Origin of the sequence: Amycolatopsis albidoflavus, assembly GCF_039525725.1 — a bacterium.
GTDB lineage: Bacteria > Actinomycetota > Actinomycetes > Mycobacteriales > Pseudonocardiaceae > Amycolatopsis > Amycolatopsis albidoflava.
In genome coordinates, this window is record NZ_BAAAHV010000006.1 from 82,535 (window position 1) to 98,555 (window position 16,021).

Here is a 16,021-nt window from a genome sequence, read left to right on the forward strand (position 1 = left end):
GCGGCCGGATTCGGGGTGCCAGCGGTGGTCTGTTGGCGTGTGCTGGTGTCGGGGTTGGCCGCCGCAAGATCCGGGCGTCAACGGCGATCCGTTTAGCGTATACCGGCACCGGGGTCGCCGCCGCCAGTTTTTGCTACGTCGTTGGCAGGCTGTCTGACGAATACCGGACACTGGATCGCGTGCACGCCGGTGCCCTGCGAGTCGAGTTCCTGGCGATCAGCCTCGCGCGCAACCACGTTAGATGCGTCGAGACGAGTCGCTCACCGAGTACTGACGGCTAGATCCCCTGCATAATCACGTCCGCGGCGTTGCCTGCTGCACGGCTGCCCGCCGAGCGCCCGTCACAGTGCTGGCCCGGCCCCAACGTCGTCCCGCCCGTGCTGTCAAGTTGGGCTCATGCGGCATTTCCCGTCTTGTAGATCGCGCGCACCTTCGGCCGAGGCGTGCGTGCTGCATGGCGGTAGGCATTGAGAAGCTCAGTGCTCATCTCCTCTGGTGATTCCCGGAGTTGGCGTGGGGTGCACCGAAACAGCACGGTGCCGGTTGCGGCTAGGGCTAGGTGGCTGAAGTCGTCGGGGCCTGCTGCGGTGCGGTAGCGCCAGGCGAGGCCGATTTCGTCCCACCAGGCATCCGCGGTACCGAGCCGGCGGCCGCGGCGGTCGCAGACTGCGACGTTCCATTGCGGGGTGGGCAGCGGGGTTCGTTGGAGGACACGGAGTGCTTGTCCGTGCGCGAAGGTTACTTGGTCGTCGAGGCTGCGCAGGACTGTGCGGACGGCTGCTGAACCGCGCTGGTTTCCGTTGTCCAGTTCGCGCGTCAGTTCGGCGCGGTCCGCCAGACCCCAGTACAGCGGCAGCGAGACCAGTCTTGCGATCTCATCCGGATCGTTTTCCCGTCTGGCCAGGTCGAGAGCGGCGCGGGCGGCGCTTGCGTAGGGCAGGCCGTCGATCAGGATTTCCTTGGGCATCCGGGCGGTGCGGTATGTGATGACGCTCGGTTCGTTGGCCGGCCTTCGGTTGTGCGGCACCAGCAGATGGATTTCCGGGGTCCGGGGATGGCTGATTCCGTGTGCGCACAAAGCATCTGTGCCGGTTATGACGGTTCCGGGACCGTACCGGGCAACGGCTGCGTGCAGGAGTTCTTCGCGGCTCGGAGGTTTGTCGTGCACGAGGTACACGCCGGAATACACCTGTCGCCACGGGCCGCCCGGGCCGGAGAGTTGTGCGGCTCTTCGATCGGAAATTCCCGCGACGCGCAGATGCCGGCGATGGAGAACTCCATGCGAGACCAGGTCACCGAAGGCGAGGGAATCCGTGCTTGCTGTAGTCGTCATACCTCGAGAATGACGGCTTGATCAACTCCGCGAAACCACCTTGCGCAATCTGTGGACAACTCGGCGTCGCGCCCTCGTCTTGTGGATAACTCAGCCGGCGAACCCGGGCTGCCACCGTTCCACGATGCCGCGGGCGGGGATCTCGGCGTCGAGTTGGCAGAGGATGCCCGTCGATCCTGCCGTGACCCGGTGGATCATCAGGTATTCCGGCGGCAGGTTCAGCGAACGGCCGACGTGGAAGTCGTTGCCTCGGGAGTCGCCGACGCGCCCCGCCTGCCGCTGCATCCAGCGGCGCGTGAAGTGGAACGTCGGCTCGGCCAGCGGCTCGGTGAACGGTGCGAGATAGGCGAGCACTTCGTCTGCTTCCAGCGACGAATCCGCCCGCACGAAACCGTTTTCGCGCAGCAGCCGCATCAGCTCGTCGGAGTGGCCGTCCAGGGCCAGTCGCGTGATTTCGCCCAGGTGCCGCGGAATTCCGTGCGGCAGCTTCGCGACGCCGCCGAAGTCGATCACGCACAGCCTGCCGTCGCCGGTGAGCATGAAGTTGCCGGGGTGCGGGTCGGAGTGCAGCAGATGCGCCCGCGCGGGCGACGAGTAGTGGAACTCCGCGAGCAGCCGGCCGGCGAGATCGCGGGTGGCCGGATCGCCGTCCGAGATGATCTTGGCCAGCGGGGTGCCGGTGGCCCACTCGCTGACCACGACCTTCGGCGCGCTTGCCACGACGCGCGGGATCAGGAACTCGGGGTCGCCCTCGAACGCCTTCGCGAAGGCGCGCTGGTTGTCGGCTTCGGCGAGGTAGTCCAGCTCCTCGTCCATCCGCTCGGCCAGCTCCGTGAGCAGCGGTTTCACGTCGGTGCCCGGGACGAAAGCCTGGAACAGCCTGCTGAAGCGCTGCAACTGGCGCAGGTCGCTGCGCAGCGCCTCGTCGGCACCGGGGTACTGGACCTTGACCGCGACCTCGCGACCGTCGTGCCAGGTCGCGCGGTGCACCTGGCCGATGCTCGCCGCGGCGGCCGGTTCGTCGTCGAAGTGCGAGAACCGTCCGACCCAGGAACGGCCCAGCTGCTCGGCGAGCACGCGGTGGGTTTGCCGGGCAGGCATCGGCGGCGCGGCCGACTGCAGCTTCGTGAGCGCTTCCCGATACGGCTGTGCCATGTCGTCCGGCACCGCGGCCTCGAAGACGCTCAGCGCCTGCCCGAACTTCATCGCGCCGCCCTTGAGCGTGCCCAGCACCTCGAACAGCTGCTCAGCGGCCTTGGCCGAGAGCGTCGCGCTCACCTGCTCAGCGCTCTGCCCGGCCAGCCGCTTGCCCCAGCCACCCACTGCTCGTCCGGCGATGCCGAGCGGAAGGCTCGCCAGCTTCGCGGTACGGGCAGCGCCGCGACGCGGCATGGCGGAATCGCGGTCTCCGGTTCGGTCGCGAAAGTCGGTCACCCTGCGATTCTGCCTTGACGAGCGCGACGCTCGCAGCCTGCTGACCGCACCCAGGTGTGTCCTACGTCTCTTGCAGCACCTCCGCGGGCACCTCTTCGGCAGGCAAGGGACCTTCCTCGAAGGGGACGGGCGCACCACAGCCGCAGTCCGGGTGTGGCTCCCAGTCCTTGCGGTGCAACTTTCCGTCGAAGTTGTCGATCTCCAGCGTGGCGTTCCAGGCCGGCGGCGGGGTTTCGCTCGGCGAAAGCAGCCGCATCGCCTGCGCGACAGCGAGCGAGGCGCAGGCGTGCACGGCACCCAGATCCGCTCGTGGAATCCGGCCTACCAGCTGCGTCGCGATCCTTGGCCACGACAGGTCAGCGTCGGTCCGGTGCAGGTCGCAGCAGCGGAGGCAGGCGCTGCGACCAGGCACGACGAGCGGCCCGACGATGCCTGTGCCCTCGCACACCCGGACCGGCAGATGGGACGTGGCGGAGTCGACCAGTTCGGCCACTTCTTCCGGCGGTGGGACGAGTGTGTCGGTGAGCAGCACGAGGTCGGGGAGTCGCCGCTGGTTTCGGGCGGTGGTGACGTCCGGCGCGACCCGGGCGACGACGGTCCGGATCGCGCGTTGCCTCGGTTGGCCCAGTTCAGCAGGCGTGAACCCGGACCCGAGGTCGGCTTCGGTGACCGTGCCGGACGCCCGGATGTCGAGGTGCCCGACTCCGGACGCCGCGAGCAGCGCGGCGACTGCCACGGCGATCCGTCCGCTGCCATGGACCGCGATCAGGCTTTGCCAGCGACGGTCCATGAGCGCCGGCTGGTAGTGCCGCGCTCGCAGCGACCACAACCCGGTCTCGACCCGTTTCGCGCTCTTCTTCGCCGCTTCCGTCACCAAACCGAGCGCGGACAGCTGTTTCAGCAGCAGCTGGAACTGCTCCCGGTGTTCGCCTACAGCGAGCAGGACGTCCTCGAGCCCGCGCCGGCCGTCGAGCCTGCGGACGCTGTCGACGATCGGAGCGGGCAGGCCGTTGGCGACGATGCCGTGGCGGGGGTCGAGGCCGAACTGGATCTCGTTGCCGTCGCGTTCGAGCACGTGGATGCCCGGAAGCAACGTCGGATACTCCGGGAGGAGCACATCCGGCGGCGGAACACTGGACAGGGTCATGCGGCCAGCTTGGCAGCTCCGGAGCTCCACTCGCGGGTGAGAAGCTGAGTTGTCCACAGGGAAATCTACTTGTGGACAACTCAGGGCTGTGACCTTTCGGCGCTCCAAGTTGTCGGTGCTGAGCCTTACCGTTGTCGAGTGGTCGAAGCACGGATGCCCTCACTGAGAGGCAGGGGCGAGAAGGCCCCGTCGGACACTTCTCAACACAAGGTCGAGGTGCGGCGCAGCCAGCGCAGGCACCGGACGGTCACCGCGTACTGGAACGAGGACACCCTGGTGGTCCTCATCCCGGCACGGATGACCCGCGAGGAAGAGAAACACTGGGTCGCGGAGATGGAGCGCAGGCTGCTGCGCTCGGGAGGACGGAAGGCGGCGCCGCCCAAGGCGTCGGACGCGGCGTTGCTGGCGCGCTGTGCCCTGCTCGGGGCGAAGTACCTGGACGGGAAAGCGCTGCCGGCCAGCGTGCGGTGGGTGCCGCCGATGCGGACCAGGTGGGCGTCGTGCACGCCGGTGGACGCGACCATCCGGGTCAGCGACCGGCTTCAGCGGGTGCCGCAGTGGGTGCTGGATTACGTGCTGATCCACGAGCTGGCGCACCTGAAGGAGCCGGGGCACGACGCGGCGTTCTGGACGCTGGTCAACCGGTATCCGAAGACGGAACGGGCGATCGGATACCTGGAGGGGCTTTCGGCGGCGGCTGGGTGGGGGATTTCGGAGGAAGACTGACGGGCTGGGGCTCGGGCTCGGGCTTGGGCGGCTGGGTGCGGCTGTGGCTGTGCGAGGTGCGGGGGAGAGCAGGTGGGTGGCCGGGTGCGGCCGGCCGGACGGAGTGCGGAGTGTTTGGCCTGTGGTCGCGGGGCGAGGATCTTCGCGAGGACTAGGCGCGCGGTTGTTGCGGGCGCGAGTGCGGACCAGACGGCTGTGCGAGTGCGGGGAGAGCAGGTGAGTGGCCGGGTGCGGCCAGCCGGACGGAGTGCGGAGTGTGTGGCCTGCGGCAGCGGAGTGAGGACCTTCGTGAGGACTTGGCGCGCGGCTGTTGCGGCCGTGAGGACCAGACGTCGCCGGGGTTTCCGAAAGAGCGGGCGGCCCGTCGAGGAGCCCGACAGTTCGGCGGCCAGGTCAGCTACTGGGAGGGAAGCGGAAAGCCACCGCGGATTGCCGGTGGGAGGAAACGAGGGGAGCGGTTTCGAGCGTTGCGAAGCGGAGCACAGGCGGTACAAAAGCCGCACGGACCGTCTCAACCAGGTGAGACGGTCCGCGCGGTGGGTCGAACGGCAGCCTAGGCAGATCGCTGGGCGGCCTCAGGAAGGCGAGTTCCCCTCGTCCTTCGGAGTCTCGTCGCCCTTGTCGGCGGAGGCAGTGTCGGAGTCCTTGGTCCCGCCAGTCTCGTCGCCGCCCTCGGCGGCCGTGCGGGCCTCGCGCTCGGCCTTCTCCGTGCGCTCCAGCTCCGCGATCGGGTCCAGGTCCGAGGCGAGAGCCGCCGGTTCGGCCATGCGGTCGGCGAAGTCCAGGGGCTCGTCCAGGTCTTCGGCGGTCGGCATCAGGTCGGGGTGGGACCAGAGACCATCGCGTTTTTCCATGCCGTGGCGGTCTTCCACGAGCTTCCACAGGGACGATGCGGCGCGCATCCGGCGCGGGCGGAGTTCGAGGCCCACCAGAGTCGCGAAGGTCTGTTCGGCGGGGCCGCCGGTCGCGCGGCGGCGGCGCAGCGTTTCGCGCAGGGCTTCGGCTCCGGGGAGACGGTCGCCGATGGCCTCCGCCACCACCACGTCTACCCAGCCTTCCACCAGCGCCAGCAGGGTTTCCAGGCGCTTCAGCGCGGCCTGCTGCTCGGGGGTGGTCTGCGGCTCCAGCAGACCGGACGACATCGCTTCCTCGATGCTCGCCGGGTTCGCCGGGTCGATGCTTCCGGCCAGGGACTCCAGCGCGGAGGTGTCGACGGTGATCCCGCGGGCGAACTCCTCGACCGTCGCCAGCAGGCGCTGCCGCAGCCAGGGCACGTGCGCGAACAGGCGCTGGTGCGCGGCCTCGCGCGCGGCCAGGAAGACCAGCACCTCGCTCGCCGGCAGCTCCAGGCCCTCAGTGAACTTCTCGATGTTCGCCGGCAGCAGCGCCGACGTCGAGGCCTCGCCGAGCGGCAGGCCGACCTCGGTCGACGTGAGCACTTCCTGCGCGAGCTGCGCCAGCGCGTTGCCGAGCTGGGAGCCGAACGCCATGCCGCCCATCTGGCCCATCATCGACAGCAGCGGACCCGCCGCCTGCTTGGCCTCCTCGGGCAGCGCCTGCATCCACGCGCCGGACACCTGCTGCGCCACTGGATCGCACAGCCGCTGCCAGGTCGGCAGTGTCTTCTCGACCCAGGTGCGCGCCGACCACGACACCGTCGACGTCGCGCCCGCGGGGAGGATCGTCGCCGCGTCGAGCCACAGTTCCGCCAGGTGTGCGGCATCGCGCACGGCGGTGGCGGAGTCGCCGCCCTCAGACGTGAAGCCGATCTTGGCGTCGTCCCGTCCGCTCAGGTTCTGGAGTGCGATCTGCTTCGCCAGGTCGTAGTTGACCGGCCCGCTCGACGAGCCCGCCTGGCTCAGCATCTGGCCCAGCTGGCTCAGCATCTGCCCGAGCTGGTTGAACGCCTCGGCTCCGCCGGGCTGGCCCGGGTTCGAGGGGTCGTTGTCGCCTCGCTTGTCGGGATCGGGCGGTCCGAAGCCGAACGGGGGATTGCTCATAGCTCCACCGTACGCGGGTACGACCCGGCTCAGCGCGTCAACCGTGGCCTTCACCGGGAAGCGAACACAGTCACCGTACGCTGTCGCTCGTGACAAAACCGGACGAGGACACCGCGAACCAGTCCCGCCGCGCCGAGCCGTCGCGCGCGCCTGCCCGCAGCGACCGGCGGATGACCCGCCGCGGATGGACGATGCTGGTCAGCGGCGTGCTGTTCCTGGTGTTCGTCGTGGCGGGGTTCCTGGTCCAGGTGCCGTATGTCGCGATCAGCCCCGGACCCACCTACGACACCCTCGGCCGCGACGCCGCGGGCAACCCGGTGATCCAGGTCAAGGGACAGCAGACCTACGGCACCAGCGGCGAACTGCGGATGACCACCGTCTCGCTCAACGACGGCATCAACCTCTTCACCGCGCTCGGCCTCTGGGCCAGCGGCCGTTACGCGCTCGCGCCGCGCGAGGAGTACTACAAGCCCGGCGAGACCAACGAGCAGGTCAAGCAGGAGAACATCCAGCAGCTGCAGAACTCGCAGAGCAACGCGCAGGTCGCCGCGCTGCGCCACCTCGGCTACCCGGTGCAGGTCGTCGCGAAGCAGATCGTGTCCGGCAGTCCGGCCGACCACATCCTCGCCCCCGGCGACAAGCTCATCGCGGTCAACGGCAAGCAGGTCCGCGAGGCCGCCGAGGTCGCCGCCTCGATCGCCAACACCAAGCCGGGCGACTCCGTCCAGGTCACCTTCCAGCACCTCGGCCAGCCCGAACGCACCGTGCCGGTCACGCTCGCCCAGCGCGAGGACCGCACCCAGGGCTTCCTCGGGCTGACCGCCGTCGACCGCGCGGTCGCGCCGTTCTCCGTCGACATCTCGCTGCAGGACGTCGGCGGCCCGTCGGCCGGGCTCATGTTCACCCTCGCGATCATCGACCGGCTCACCCCGCCCGGGAAACCGGGCAGCGACCTCGCGGGCGGCAGGCACATCGCGGGCACCGGCGAGATCAGCGAGACCGGCCAGGTCGGGCCGATCGGCGGGATCTCGTTCAAGGTCGTCGGCGCGAAGGAAGCGGGTGCGACCGACTTCCTCGTCCCCGAGCACAACTGCGCCGAGGCGAAATCCGCCGCGCCGGAAGGGCTCAACCTCATCAAGGTGTCGACGCTGGACGACGCGCTCAAGCAGCTCGACAACCTGAAGGCCGGCCGCCCGACCGCGCACTGCTGACCGTCAGCCGAACTCGCCGGTGACGGCCAGGCCGACTCTGCGCAGGACGTCGACGATGCCCGCGGGACTGCCCGGGGATCCGTCCGCGAGCCACCGGCGCAGCACTTCGGTGGTCCCCGCGACCACCAGCACGAAGGCCGACTGGGCGGCCGGATCGTCCTCGCGGCCGGGGAGCAGGATGCTGACGAGCAGATCGGCGAACTCGGCGTAAGCCTCGCTCCGGTGTTGTTCCAAGGCCGGATGGTGATTCGCTTCCACCCACAACCGGCTCACCCGGGGGTCGGTGGCGATGGCCTCCACGGTGGCGGTGACCAGCAGCGTCATCCGTTCCTCAGCGGCTGAGGGGGCGTCCGTCAGTGCTGTCTCCAACGAAGACCGGACGGCGTCGAAAACCCCGGTCAGCACCGCTGTCAAGAGCGCTTCCCGGTCCGCGAAGCTCTCGTAGAAGTAGCGCTTCGACAGGCCCGCGCGCTTGCAGACGAGGTCAACCGTCGTATCGGCGACGCCGACCTCGCCGACCACGTCGAGACCCGCTTCCAGGAGTTGGCTTCGACGTTGCCTACGGCGCTCGTCGGCGCTGACCCCGCGGTAGGGGCGGACTACTTCGGGCACCGGGTCATCTTGACACACGAACGTTCCTAGTTGATAGTCGGCTGAATCAGGAACGCTGGCGTTCTTACTTGGTCCGGAGGTGCCCATGAACGGACTCGCGGGCGGGCGCAGCCTCGCCGCCGCCATCGCGGCCCTCGACCCGGTGCGGGACAACGAGGCCATCACCCACCTCAGCCTCGGCGTCCGATACGGCGACGCGATGTTCGTGCACGGTGCCTACACCGTCGCGTTCGCCCGCCAGGTCGCCTCGCCGTCGATCGCGCGGATCGTCTACCGGACCGGCTCCGGCGACATGATGCGGAACGTCCGGCGGCGCAACGACCACACTCTCGTCTTCTTCGGCGAGATGATCCGGCACGTGCACAGCAGCGAAGCCGGTCGCCGGGTCATCGACCGGATGGAGGAGATCCACGCCCGATTTGGGATCACCGGCGAGGACAAGCTGTTCACGCTCGGGTCGCTGATCTTCGAGCCGGCCCGGATCCTCGGCGAGCTGGGGCTGTCGGTCTTCACCGAGGCCGAGGACCAGGCGCATTACTACTTCTGGCGCGGCGTCGGCGAGCACATGGGCCTCGAAATCCCGCCCAGCCGAAGAGAATTCCTGGACTGGATCCACGGCTACGAGCAGCGGCTCGGCTTCACCGACGGCGGCCGGAAACTGGTGGACCAGCTGTTCCTCGACTGGCGACGCTGGTTCCCCCGGCCCGCGCGTCGCCTCGCCGCGCCGAGCCTGTTGCTCCTCATGAGCAGGCAGTTGCGCGAGGTCCACCGGCTGCCCGAGCCGCCCGCCGGGCTGCGGCGGGCGGGCCCGAGCCTGGTGTCGGCCTACCTCGGTCTTCAAGGAGCCCGGCCGCACCACGTCGATCGATCCTGGTCGGACCACTTCGCCGACCCGCGCGCGGTCGACATCGCCCGGTACGGCCACCAGCCGCCGGAGCGGAAGGTGGCCGTCCCCGGCTGATCAGGGCTGCAGGGTCGTCTTCAGCGCGTCGACCAGATTCGGCGCGAGATCCGGGCTTTCCACCAGTTCGTCGACCGCGTTCTCGTCCTCGTCGCCCGGCTGGACGCCGCGCAGCCGCATCACGCAGGCCGCGTCGCCTTCGCGCAGGACGGCGGCGACGAGACGGGCCTCGGTGCGGCGCGGGTGGTCCGCGGCGGCGCGGCGAAGGCTTTCGGCGTCCGCCTCGGCGATTCCTTCGAGCTCCGCCTCCACGTCCGGGGGCAGCACGATGATTTCCTGCGCCAGCGCGCAGCCGACCACGATGTCCGGCCACGCGATCCGGCCGAGCGATTCGGCGAGATCGCCGTCCGGCAACGCCTCCTGGGCCACCGGCGTCAGCGGGTTCGCGCGGTCGAGCTGACCGGCCAGCTCGGGCTGTTCGTCCAGCAGCGCGGCGGTCGGCACCAGCGCGAACAACTGCGGCGGCTGGTTCCAGCCCGCGGCGGCGACGAACTCTTCGACTTCCCGGGCCAGCCCGGCGACTGGGTGGGCGGCAGACGGCTCACTCGGTGGCATGGCGACCATCGTGTCAGGCGTCCTCGCGACGCGCCGCGCGTGCCCGGTTTGGGTGGTCCCGGGAACTCGCGGCACCGTCCGTAGAGTTAGAGGTCACGGGGACACAGCTGTCCCCGGCGAACGTGTTCACGAAGACAGGAGCATTGCCGTGGCGACTCGGCCCCCGGTGAGCCTGAAGCTGTCCCGGCGCAGCCGGATCCTTCTCATCATCGCCGCGGTGATCGTGCTGGCCCTGCTGGCCGGCGTCCGGTTGCTCGACACCTACGTGGACTGGCTGTGGTTCGGCGAACTGCAGGCGCGTTCGGTGTTCACCACGCAGCTGGTCACCCGCATCGTGCTCTTCCTCGCGGTAGGGCTGCTGGTCGGCGGGGCGCTGGCGGTCAGCCTGCTGATCGCCTACCGGACCAGGCCGGTGTTCGTGCCGGTGTCCGGCCGCGACGATCCGCTCTCGCGCTACCGCTCGGTGATCGTCAGCCGGATCCGGCTGTTCGGCATCGGCATCCCGGTGCTCACCGGCGTCATCTCCGGCGCGTCGGCGACCGGGGACTGGCAGACGATCCAGCTGTTCCTCAACGGCACCTCCTTCGGCCAGAAGGATCCCGAGTTCGGCATCGACCTCGGCTTCTACGCCTTCACCCTGCCGTTCGTGAACTGGCTGCTCGGCTGGCTCTTCGTCACCGTCGTCGTCTCGTTCTTCGGCGCGCTGATCGCGCACTACATCTTCGGCGGCATCCGGCTCGCCGGCCGCGGCGGCCAGCTGGCCGGCCCGACGCGCGCGCAGCTCGCCATCACGGTCGGGCTTTTCGTGCTGCTGAAGGCCGTCGAGTACTTCTTCGACCGGTACAACCTGCTGCTGTCCGACCGGAACATGCCGCTGTTCAACGGAGCCACCTACACCGACCTCAACGCGGTGCTCCCGGCGAAGCTGATCCTGCTGTGCATTTCGGTGATCTGCGCGATCGCGTTCTTCGCCGGCGCGTTCCTGCGGAATCTGCAGCTGCCGGCGATTTCGCTGGTCCTGCTGATCCTCTCCGGCGTGCTGGTCGGCGTCGCCTGGCCGGCGATCCTCGACCAGTTCTCGGTCAAGCCGAACGCCAACGAGAAGGAAGCGCCGTCGATCCAGCGCAACATGGACGCGACGCGCGCGGCGTACGGCCTCACCAACGTCAAGTACGAGCAGTACCCGGGCAAGACCGAAACCACCGCGGACGCGGTGAAGGGCGACACCGGCACGGTGTCCAACATCCGGCTGCTCGACCCGAACATCCTCAGCGACACCTTCACCCAGCGCGTCGGCCGCGAGAACTTCTACGGCTTCCCGTCCAAGCTGGACATCGACCGCTACACCATCGGCGGCACCACGCAGGACTACATCGTGGCCGCCAAGGAAATGAAGACCGACGGGCTGAGCGGCAACCAGACCAACTGGATCAACAAGCACATGGTCTACACGCACGGCAACGGATTCGTCGCCGCGCCCGCGAACACGATCGACCGTGCGGTAAAGGATTCGAACTCCGACGGCGGCTACCCGATCGCCACCACGAGCGACACCACGAACCCGACCGGCGCGGGCTCGGTCAACGGCCAGCCGGGCATCAAGGTCGACCAGCCGCGGATCTACTACGGCGAGCTCACCAACCAGTCCGACTACGCGATCGTCGGCGGCACCCCGGGCAAGGCCCCCGGCGAATACGACACCGATGCCAAGCGCGACTACCTCTACCAGGGCAAGGGCGGCGTCTCGCTCGACAACTGGTTCAACCGGTTGATGTTCGCCGCCGAGTACCGCGAACCGAAGATCCTCTTCTCCGACGCCATCGGCGACGGTTCGAAGATCATGTACAACCGCGAGCCGCGCGACCGCGTCGCCAAGGTCGCCCCGTGGCTCACCCTCGACGGCGACCCGTACCCCGCGGTGGTCAACGGCCGCATCCAGTGGATCGTCGACGGCTACACCACGCTCGACAACTACCCGTACGCCCAGCAGACGCAGCTCGGCGAGGCGACCAACGACTCGCTCAACGGCGTCACCAAACAGGCGAACAACTCGATCAACTACATCCGCAACTCGGTGAAGGCGACCGTCGACGCGTTCGACGGCACCGTCAACCTGTACTCGATCGACGACAACGAACCCGTCCTCAAGGCGTGGGAGAACGTCTTCCCCGGCGTCGTGAAGCCAAGCTCGGAGATTTCGCCCGAACTGCGCTCGCACTTCCGCTACCCCGAGGACCTGTTCAAGATCCAGCGCGAACTGCTCGCCCGCTACCACGTCGACAGCCCGCAGGAGTTCTACGCACAGCAAGCGTTCTGGAGCGTCCCGCAGGACCCGACCGAGGACGGCAGTTCCACCACCGCCGGCGCGAATGTCGCCAACCAGCCCGGTTATTACGTCCTCGCCAACGCGGCGGGCGAAGGCAGGCCGACCTTCCAGCTGACCAGCGCGCTCACCGGCCTGCAACGGCAATACCTGTCGGCCTGGATGTCCATCTCGTCCGATCCGCAGGACTACGGCACCATCCGCGTCCTCCGACTACCGCCGGCCAGCGGAGCCAACCAGGTCGACGGACCCGTCCAGGTGCAAAACCGGTTCCAGAGCGACCCCCGCGTCGCCCAAGACCGGACATTGCTGAACAACCCCAACGTCATTCCCATTTACGGCAACCTGATCACACTGCCGGTCGCCGACGGATTCCTCTACGTCGAACCCGTCTACATCCGCCAGCGCAACCAGCTCAGCTACCCGCAGCTGGCCCGCGTGCTCGTCTCCTACGGAGCCAAGATCGGCTTCGCGTCCACCCTCAACGAAGCCCTCGACCAAGTCTTCGGCAAGGGCACCGGCGCGGCGGCCACCACGCCCAAGGAAAGCGACCCCGGCACCACGACGACCCCGCCGACATCCAGCACCGCCACCCCGCCGCCCAGCACCGGCGGCAGCAACCCGGCCATGGACAAAGCGGTCGCCGACATCCAAGCCGCGCTCGCCAAACTCAAAGCGGCACAGCAATCCGGCAACTTCACCGACCAAGGCGCGGCCCTCGCGGCCCTCGACGCGGCCACCAAGGAATACAACTCCGCCAAACCCACCACCCCGCCCGCCTCCAGCGGGCCGCCGTCCCAGCCCGGCGGGTGACCTCGGTTACCTAATAGGCACCTGCTTTGCGCCCGCCCGAAACCAGGGCGTAAGGTAGGTCCTACGACGCGGGGTGGAGCAGCTCGGTAGCTCGCTGGGCTCATAACCCAGAGGTCGCAGGTTCAAATCCTGTCCCCGCTACAGAGGTGAGAGGCCCGTCTTCGCAAAAAGCGCGAAGACGGGCCTCTTTCGTTGTTGCCTCTGGGGGTCGAACCCCCAGACCCCCGCCAGGGGGCAAGCCCCCTGGACCCCCGGTTGGGGCGCGTTGGGGGAGTGCCTCGCCTTTGTTTCTGGCTCGTTGGGTAGCCGTTGCTCGCGGAGCGAGCTTGGCTCGTGGGGCGGGTTGGGGAATGGGGCTTCCTCCCAGTGCCCAAACGAATCCCCGCCCCCATGACCACGCCCCCCGCCGAGCCGCCCCGCAGCCCCCGAACGCCAACCGACACCCCACCGCCCACCGAGCACCGAGCCGACCACACAAACAGGTCTTGTGGGGCTGAAGTCGCCCAGAGAGCAAGAACTTGGGGCGCTTCATGGGGTTGGGCTTGTTGTCTTGGGGGGATTGACAGGTTTAGACCTCTTTTTTGTCTTGTGTAGAGGGTCGGGAATCGTTGGGGCGTTGGAATATTCCGGTGCGGATGGGCTGGGTTGGGGTGGGGTGCGGAAGGCGTGGTGTTTTTTTGTTTTGGGTGGGACTTTCGTGGGGCTGGCGTGATGAGGTGGGGGTGGGGTGGGTGGCGGCCGGTGGGGGGGTGTTTTTGCTGGTTGGGGGGTGTTTGTGGGGGTGGTGTTGGGGGGTTTGGAGGGGGGTGTATTGTTGTTTTCACAACGACGCGGGGTGGAGCAGCTCGGTAGCTCGCTGGGCTCATAACCCAGAGGTCGCAGGTTCAAATCCTGTCCCCGCTACTTGGATACAAAGCCGGGGCTCGTGCGGATGCACGGGCCCCGGCTTTTTTGTGCGCCATTTGGCCGTCGCTCGGGTGGTGGTTGCGGCGCGGTGATCGTTTCGGCGGTGGTTGCGGAGCGTGGCAGAGTCTATTGTGGACATACCTGCGGACTGGGCTGTTAGAGGGGTTGCCGCTGGCCACAATGGACTGATTGGTGACCACTGTGGACACAGCGACGGATAAGTGGGACCGTAGAGGGGTGTCCGAATTGAATGCAACCGCCGCCGCTCTGCTCGGTCTGCTCCACGACGGCCCCGCCACGGGCGGGCAGCTGGTCTCGGGCGCCGACGAGCGTTTCGGCGCCTTCTTCAGTGTCACCCGCAGCCAGGTCTACCGCGAGCTCCCGGCGCTCTCGAAAGAGGGTCTCGTCCGGCTCGGCAAGCAGGGACCCCGTTCGAGCCAGCAGTACGTGCTCACCGCGGCAGGCAAGAAGGCCTTCAAGACGTGGCTCACGTCCGAGGCCGGACCCGACCACCTGCGCAGCCCGCTCATCCTGCGGCTCGTGCACGCCGGCTCCTTGACGGCCAAACAGCGCAGCGCACTGCTCGACAGCGCTCGCACCACCTACCAGGCGCAGCTCGAAGAGGCCAAGAACGCCACCAAGACCGCCGACGGCCCCTACGCCAAGGCAGTCGCCGAGTTCGCCCAGGCGCAGGCCAAGGCCGCCCTGAAGCTGCTCGACTCGATCCCCCAGGCCTGAGCTTCGCCACGGCCCCACGACCGGTTCGCGACCGGTCGTGGGTTTTGCCGTAACGTTGTCCGACGTGAGTGATGAGTTCGATGCGGCGCTGAAGGACCTGACCGGCAAACTGACGCAGATCGAGTCGGTGATGGACCTCGACGCGCTGCGGGCCCAGGTCGCCGAGCTCGAGGAACAGGCGTCCAGCCCCACCCTCTGGGACAACGTGGAAGAGGCCCAGCAGGTCACCAGCCAGCTGTCCCACCGGCAGGCCGAGCTGCGCCGCGTCTCCGAACTGCGCCAGCGCCTCGACGACCTCGGCGTCCTCTACGAGCTCGCCGCCGACGAGGGCGACAGCGGCAGCATGACCGAGGCCGAGAGCGACCTCGCCGACCTCGGCAAAGACATCGACGCGCTCGAGGTCCGCACCCTGCTGTCCGGCGAATACGACGACCGCAACGCCGTCGTCAACATCCGCTCCGAAGCGGGCGGCGTCGACGCGGCCGACTTCGCCGAAATGCTCCTGCGCATGTACCTGCGCTGGGCCGAGCGGCACGGCTACCCGACGGACGTCTTCGACATCTCCTACGCCGAAGAAGCGGGCATCAAGTCCGCCACCTTCAAGGTGACCGCCCCGTACGTCTACGGCACCCTCTCGGTCGAACAAGGCACCCACCGCCTAGTGCGGATCTCGCCGTTCGACAACCAGAGCCGCCGGCAGACGTCCTTCGCGCACGTCGAGGTCCTGCCCGAGGTCGAGGAAGTCGACCACGTCGACATCCCGGAAAAGGACATCCGCGTCGACGTGTACCGCTCGTCCGGCCCCGGCGGCCAGAGCGTCAACACCACCGACTCCGCGGTCCGCCTCACGCACATCCCGACCGGCATCGTCGTCTCGTGCCAGAACGAGAAATCGCAGCTGCAGAACAAGGCGGCCGCGATGAAGGTCCTCCAGGCGCGTCTCCTGCAGCGCAAAAAGGAGGAGGAACGGGCCGAAATGGACGCGCTCAAGGACGGCGGCTCCAGCTGGGGCAACCAGATGCGCTCCTACGTGCTGCACCCGTACCAGATGGTCAAGGACCTGCGCACGGAATTCGAGGTCGGCAACCCCACCGCGGTCCTCGACGGCGACATCGACGGCTTCCTGGAAGCCGGAATCCGCTGGCGCAAGCAGGCGAACGCGGTCTGATCCGCGACGCGGCGGCGACCCGCGCCGGGACGAGGCGCGGGTCACCCAAGGCACCGGCAACCCGGGCTTAACGGGGCCCATGGGTAGGATGCCG

The 16,021-nt window shown here is 68.3% G+C and carries 12 protein-coding genes and 2 tRNA genes; 8 read left to right on the top strand and 6 right to left on the bottom strand.

Annotated features, from left to right (window positions below; genetic code table 11):
- Positions 1-394: 394 nt before the first annotated feature.
- The 3 genes from ABD156_RS08710 to ABD156_RS08720 form a co-directional block, all read right to left on the bottom strand.
- Positions 395-1,177 (bottom strand): hypothetical protein, encoded by a 783-nt coding sequence (locus ABD156_RS08710; RefSeq protein WP_425546103.1) that lies wholly within the window; start codon positions 1,175-1,177, stop codon positions 395-397.
- 246 nt (positions 1,178-1,423) lie between these two features.
- The gene (locus ABD156_RS08715; RefSeq protein ID WP_377928552.1) at positions 1,424-2,725 is read right to left on the bottom strand and encodes an ABC1 kinase family protein; all 1,302 of its coding nucleotides are present in this window, start codon (positions 2,723-2,725) and stop codon (positions 1,424-1,426) included.
- A 103-nt stretch (positions 2,726-2,828) separates the two neighbouring features.
- A complete protein-coding gene (locus ABD156_RS08720; RefSeq protein ID WP_344268848.1) occupies positions 2,829-3,914 on the bottom strand; it encodes a ThiF family adenylyltransferase in 1,086 nt (361 codons plus the stop codon).
- 216 nt (positions 3,915-4,130) lie between these two features.
- Here ABD156_RS08720 and ABD156_RS08725 point away from each other — a divergent pair, with 216 nt between their 5' ends.
- Positions 4,131-4,640: a M48 metallopeptidase family protein gene (locus tag ABD156_RS08725; protein ID WP_344268851.1), complete on the top strand. Its 510-nt coding sequence runs from the start codon at positions 4,131-4,133 to the stop codon at positions 4,638-4,640.
- A 575-nt stretch (positions 4,641-5,215) separates the two neighbouring features.
- Here ABD156_RS08725 and ABD156_RS08730 read toward each other — a convergent pair.
- Positions 5,216-6,640 (bottom strand): zinc-dependent metalloprotease, encoded by a 1,425-nt coding sequence (locus tag ABD156_RS08730; protein ID WP_344268854.1) that lies wholly within the window; start codon positions 6,638-6,640, stop codon positions 5,216-5,218.
- 191 nt (positions 6,641-6,831) lie between these two features.
- On the opposite strand from ABD156_RS08730, the gene ABD156_RS08735 reads away from it, so the two are divergent.
- Complete coding sequence (locus tag ABD156_RS08735) at positions 6,832-7,851, top strand: YlbL family protein (RefSeq protein ID WP_377928550.1); 1,020 nt, start codon at positions 6,832-6,834, stop codon at positions 7,849-7,851.
- 3 nt (positions 7,852-7,854) lie between these two features.
- Here ABD156_RS08735 and ABD156_RS08740 read toward each other — a convergent pair whose 3' ends face one another.
- A complete protein-coding gene (locus ABD156_RS08740) occupies positions 7,855-8,463 on the bottom strand; it encodes a TetR/AcrR family transcriptional regulator (RefSeq protein WP_344268858.1) in 609 nt (202 codons plus the stop codon).
- 85 nt (positions 8,464-8,548) lie between these two features.
- Here ABD156_RS08740 and ABD156_RS08745 point away from each other — a divergent pair, with 85 nt between their 5' ends.
- Positions 8,549-9,424 carry an oxygenase MpaB family protein gene (locus ABD156_RS08745; RefSeq protein WP_344268861.1) on the top strand — a complete coding sequence of 292 codons (876 nt, stop codon included), beginning with the start codon at positions 8,549-8,551 and terminating at the stop codon, positions 9,422-9,424.
- Here ABD156_RS08745 and ABD156_RS08750 read toward each other — a convergent pair whose 3' ends face one another.
- Positions 9,425-9,979, bottom strand: coding sequence for a PPA1309 family protein (locus ABD156_RS08750; RefSeq protein ID WP_344268864.1), 555 nt, complete (start codon positions 9,977-9,979; stop codon positions 9,425-9,427).
- Positions 9,980-10,145: 166 nt separating this feature from the next.
- Between ABD156_RS08750 and ABD156_RS08755 the strand changes: the two genes are divergently transcribed.
- The 5 genes from ABD156_RS08755 to prfB all read left to right on the top strand — a co-directional run bounded on the left by ABD156_RS08755 (position 10,146) and on the right by prfB (position 15,927).
- Positions 10,146-13,115: a UPF0182 family protein gene (locus tag ABD156_RS08755; RefSeq protein WP_344269258.1), complete on the top strand. Its 2,970-nt coding sequence runs from the start codon at positions 10,146-10,148 to the stop codon at positions 13,113-13,115.
- 67 nt (positions 13,116-13,182) lie between these two features.
- A tRNA-Met gene (locus tag ABD156_RS08760) sits at positions 13,183-13,256 on the top strand.
- Between the two features lie 688 nt (positions 13,257-13,944).
- Positions 13,945-14,018: transfer RNA gene (locus tag ABD156_RS08765), tRNA-Met, on the top strand.
- 240 nt (positions 14,019-14,258) lie between these two features.
- Positions 14,259-14,759 carry a PadR family transcriptional regulator gene (locus ABD156_RS08770; RefSeq protein WP_344268867.1) on the top strand — a complete coding sequence of 167 codons (501 nt, stop codon included), beginning with the start codon at positions 14,259-14,261 and terminating at the stop codon, positions 14,757-14,759.
- Between the two features lie 64 nt (positions 14,760-14,823).
- The gene (gene prfB / locus ABD156_RS08775) at positions 14,824-15,927 is read left to right on the top strand and encodes a peptide chain release factor 2 (protein ID WP_344268870.1); all 1,104 of its coding nucleotides are present in this window, start codon (positions 14,824-14,826) and stop codon (positions 15,925-15,927) included.
- Positions 15,928-16,021: the final 94 nt, after the last annotated feature.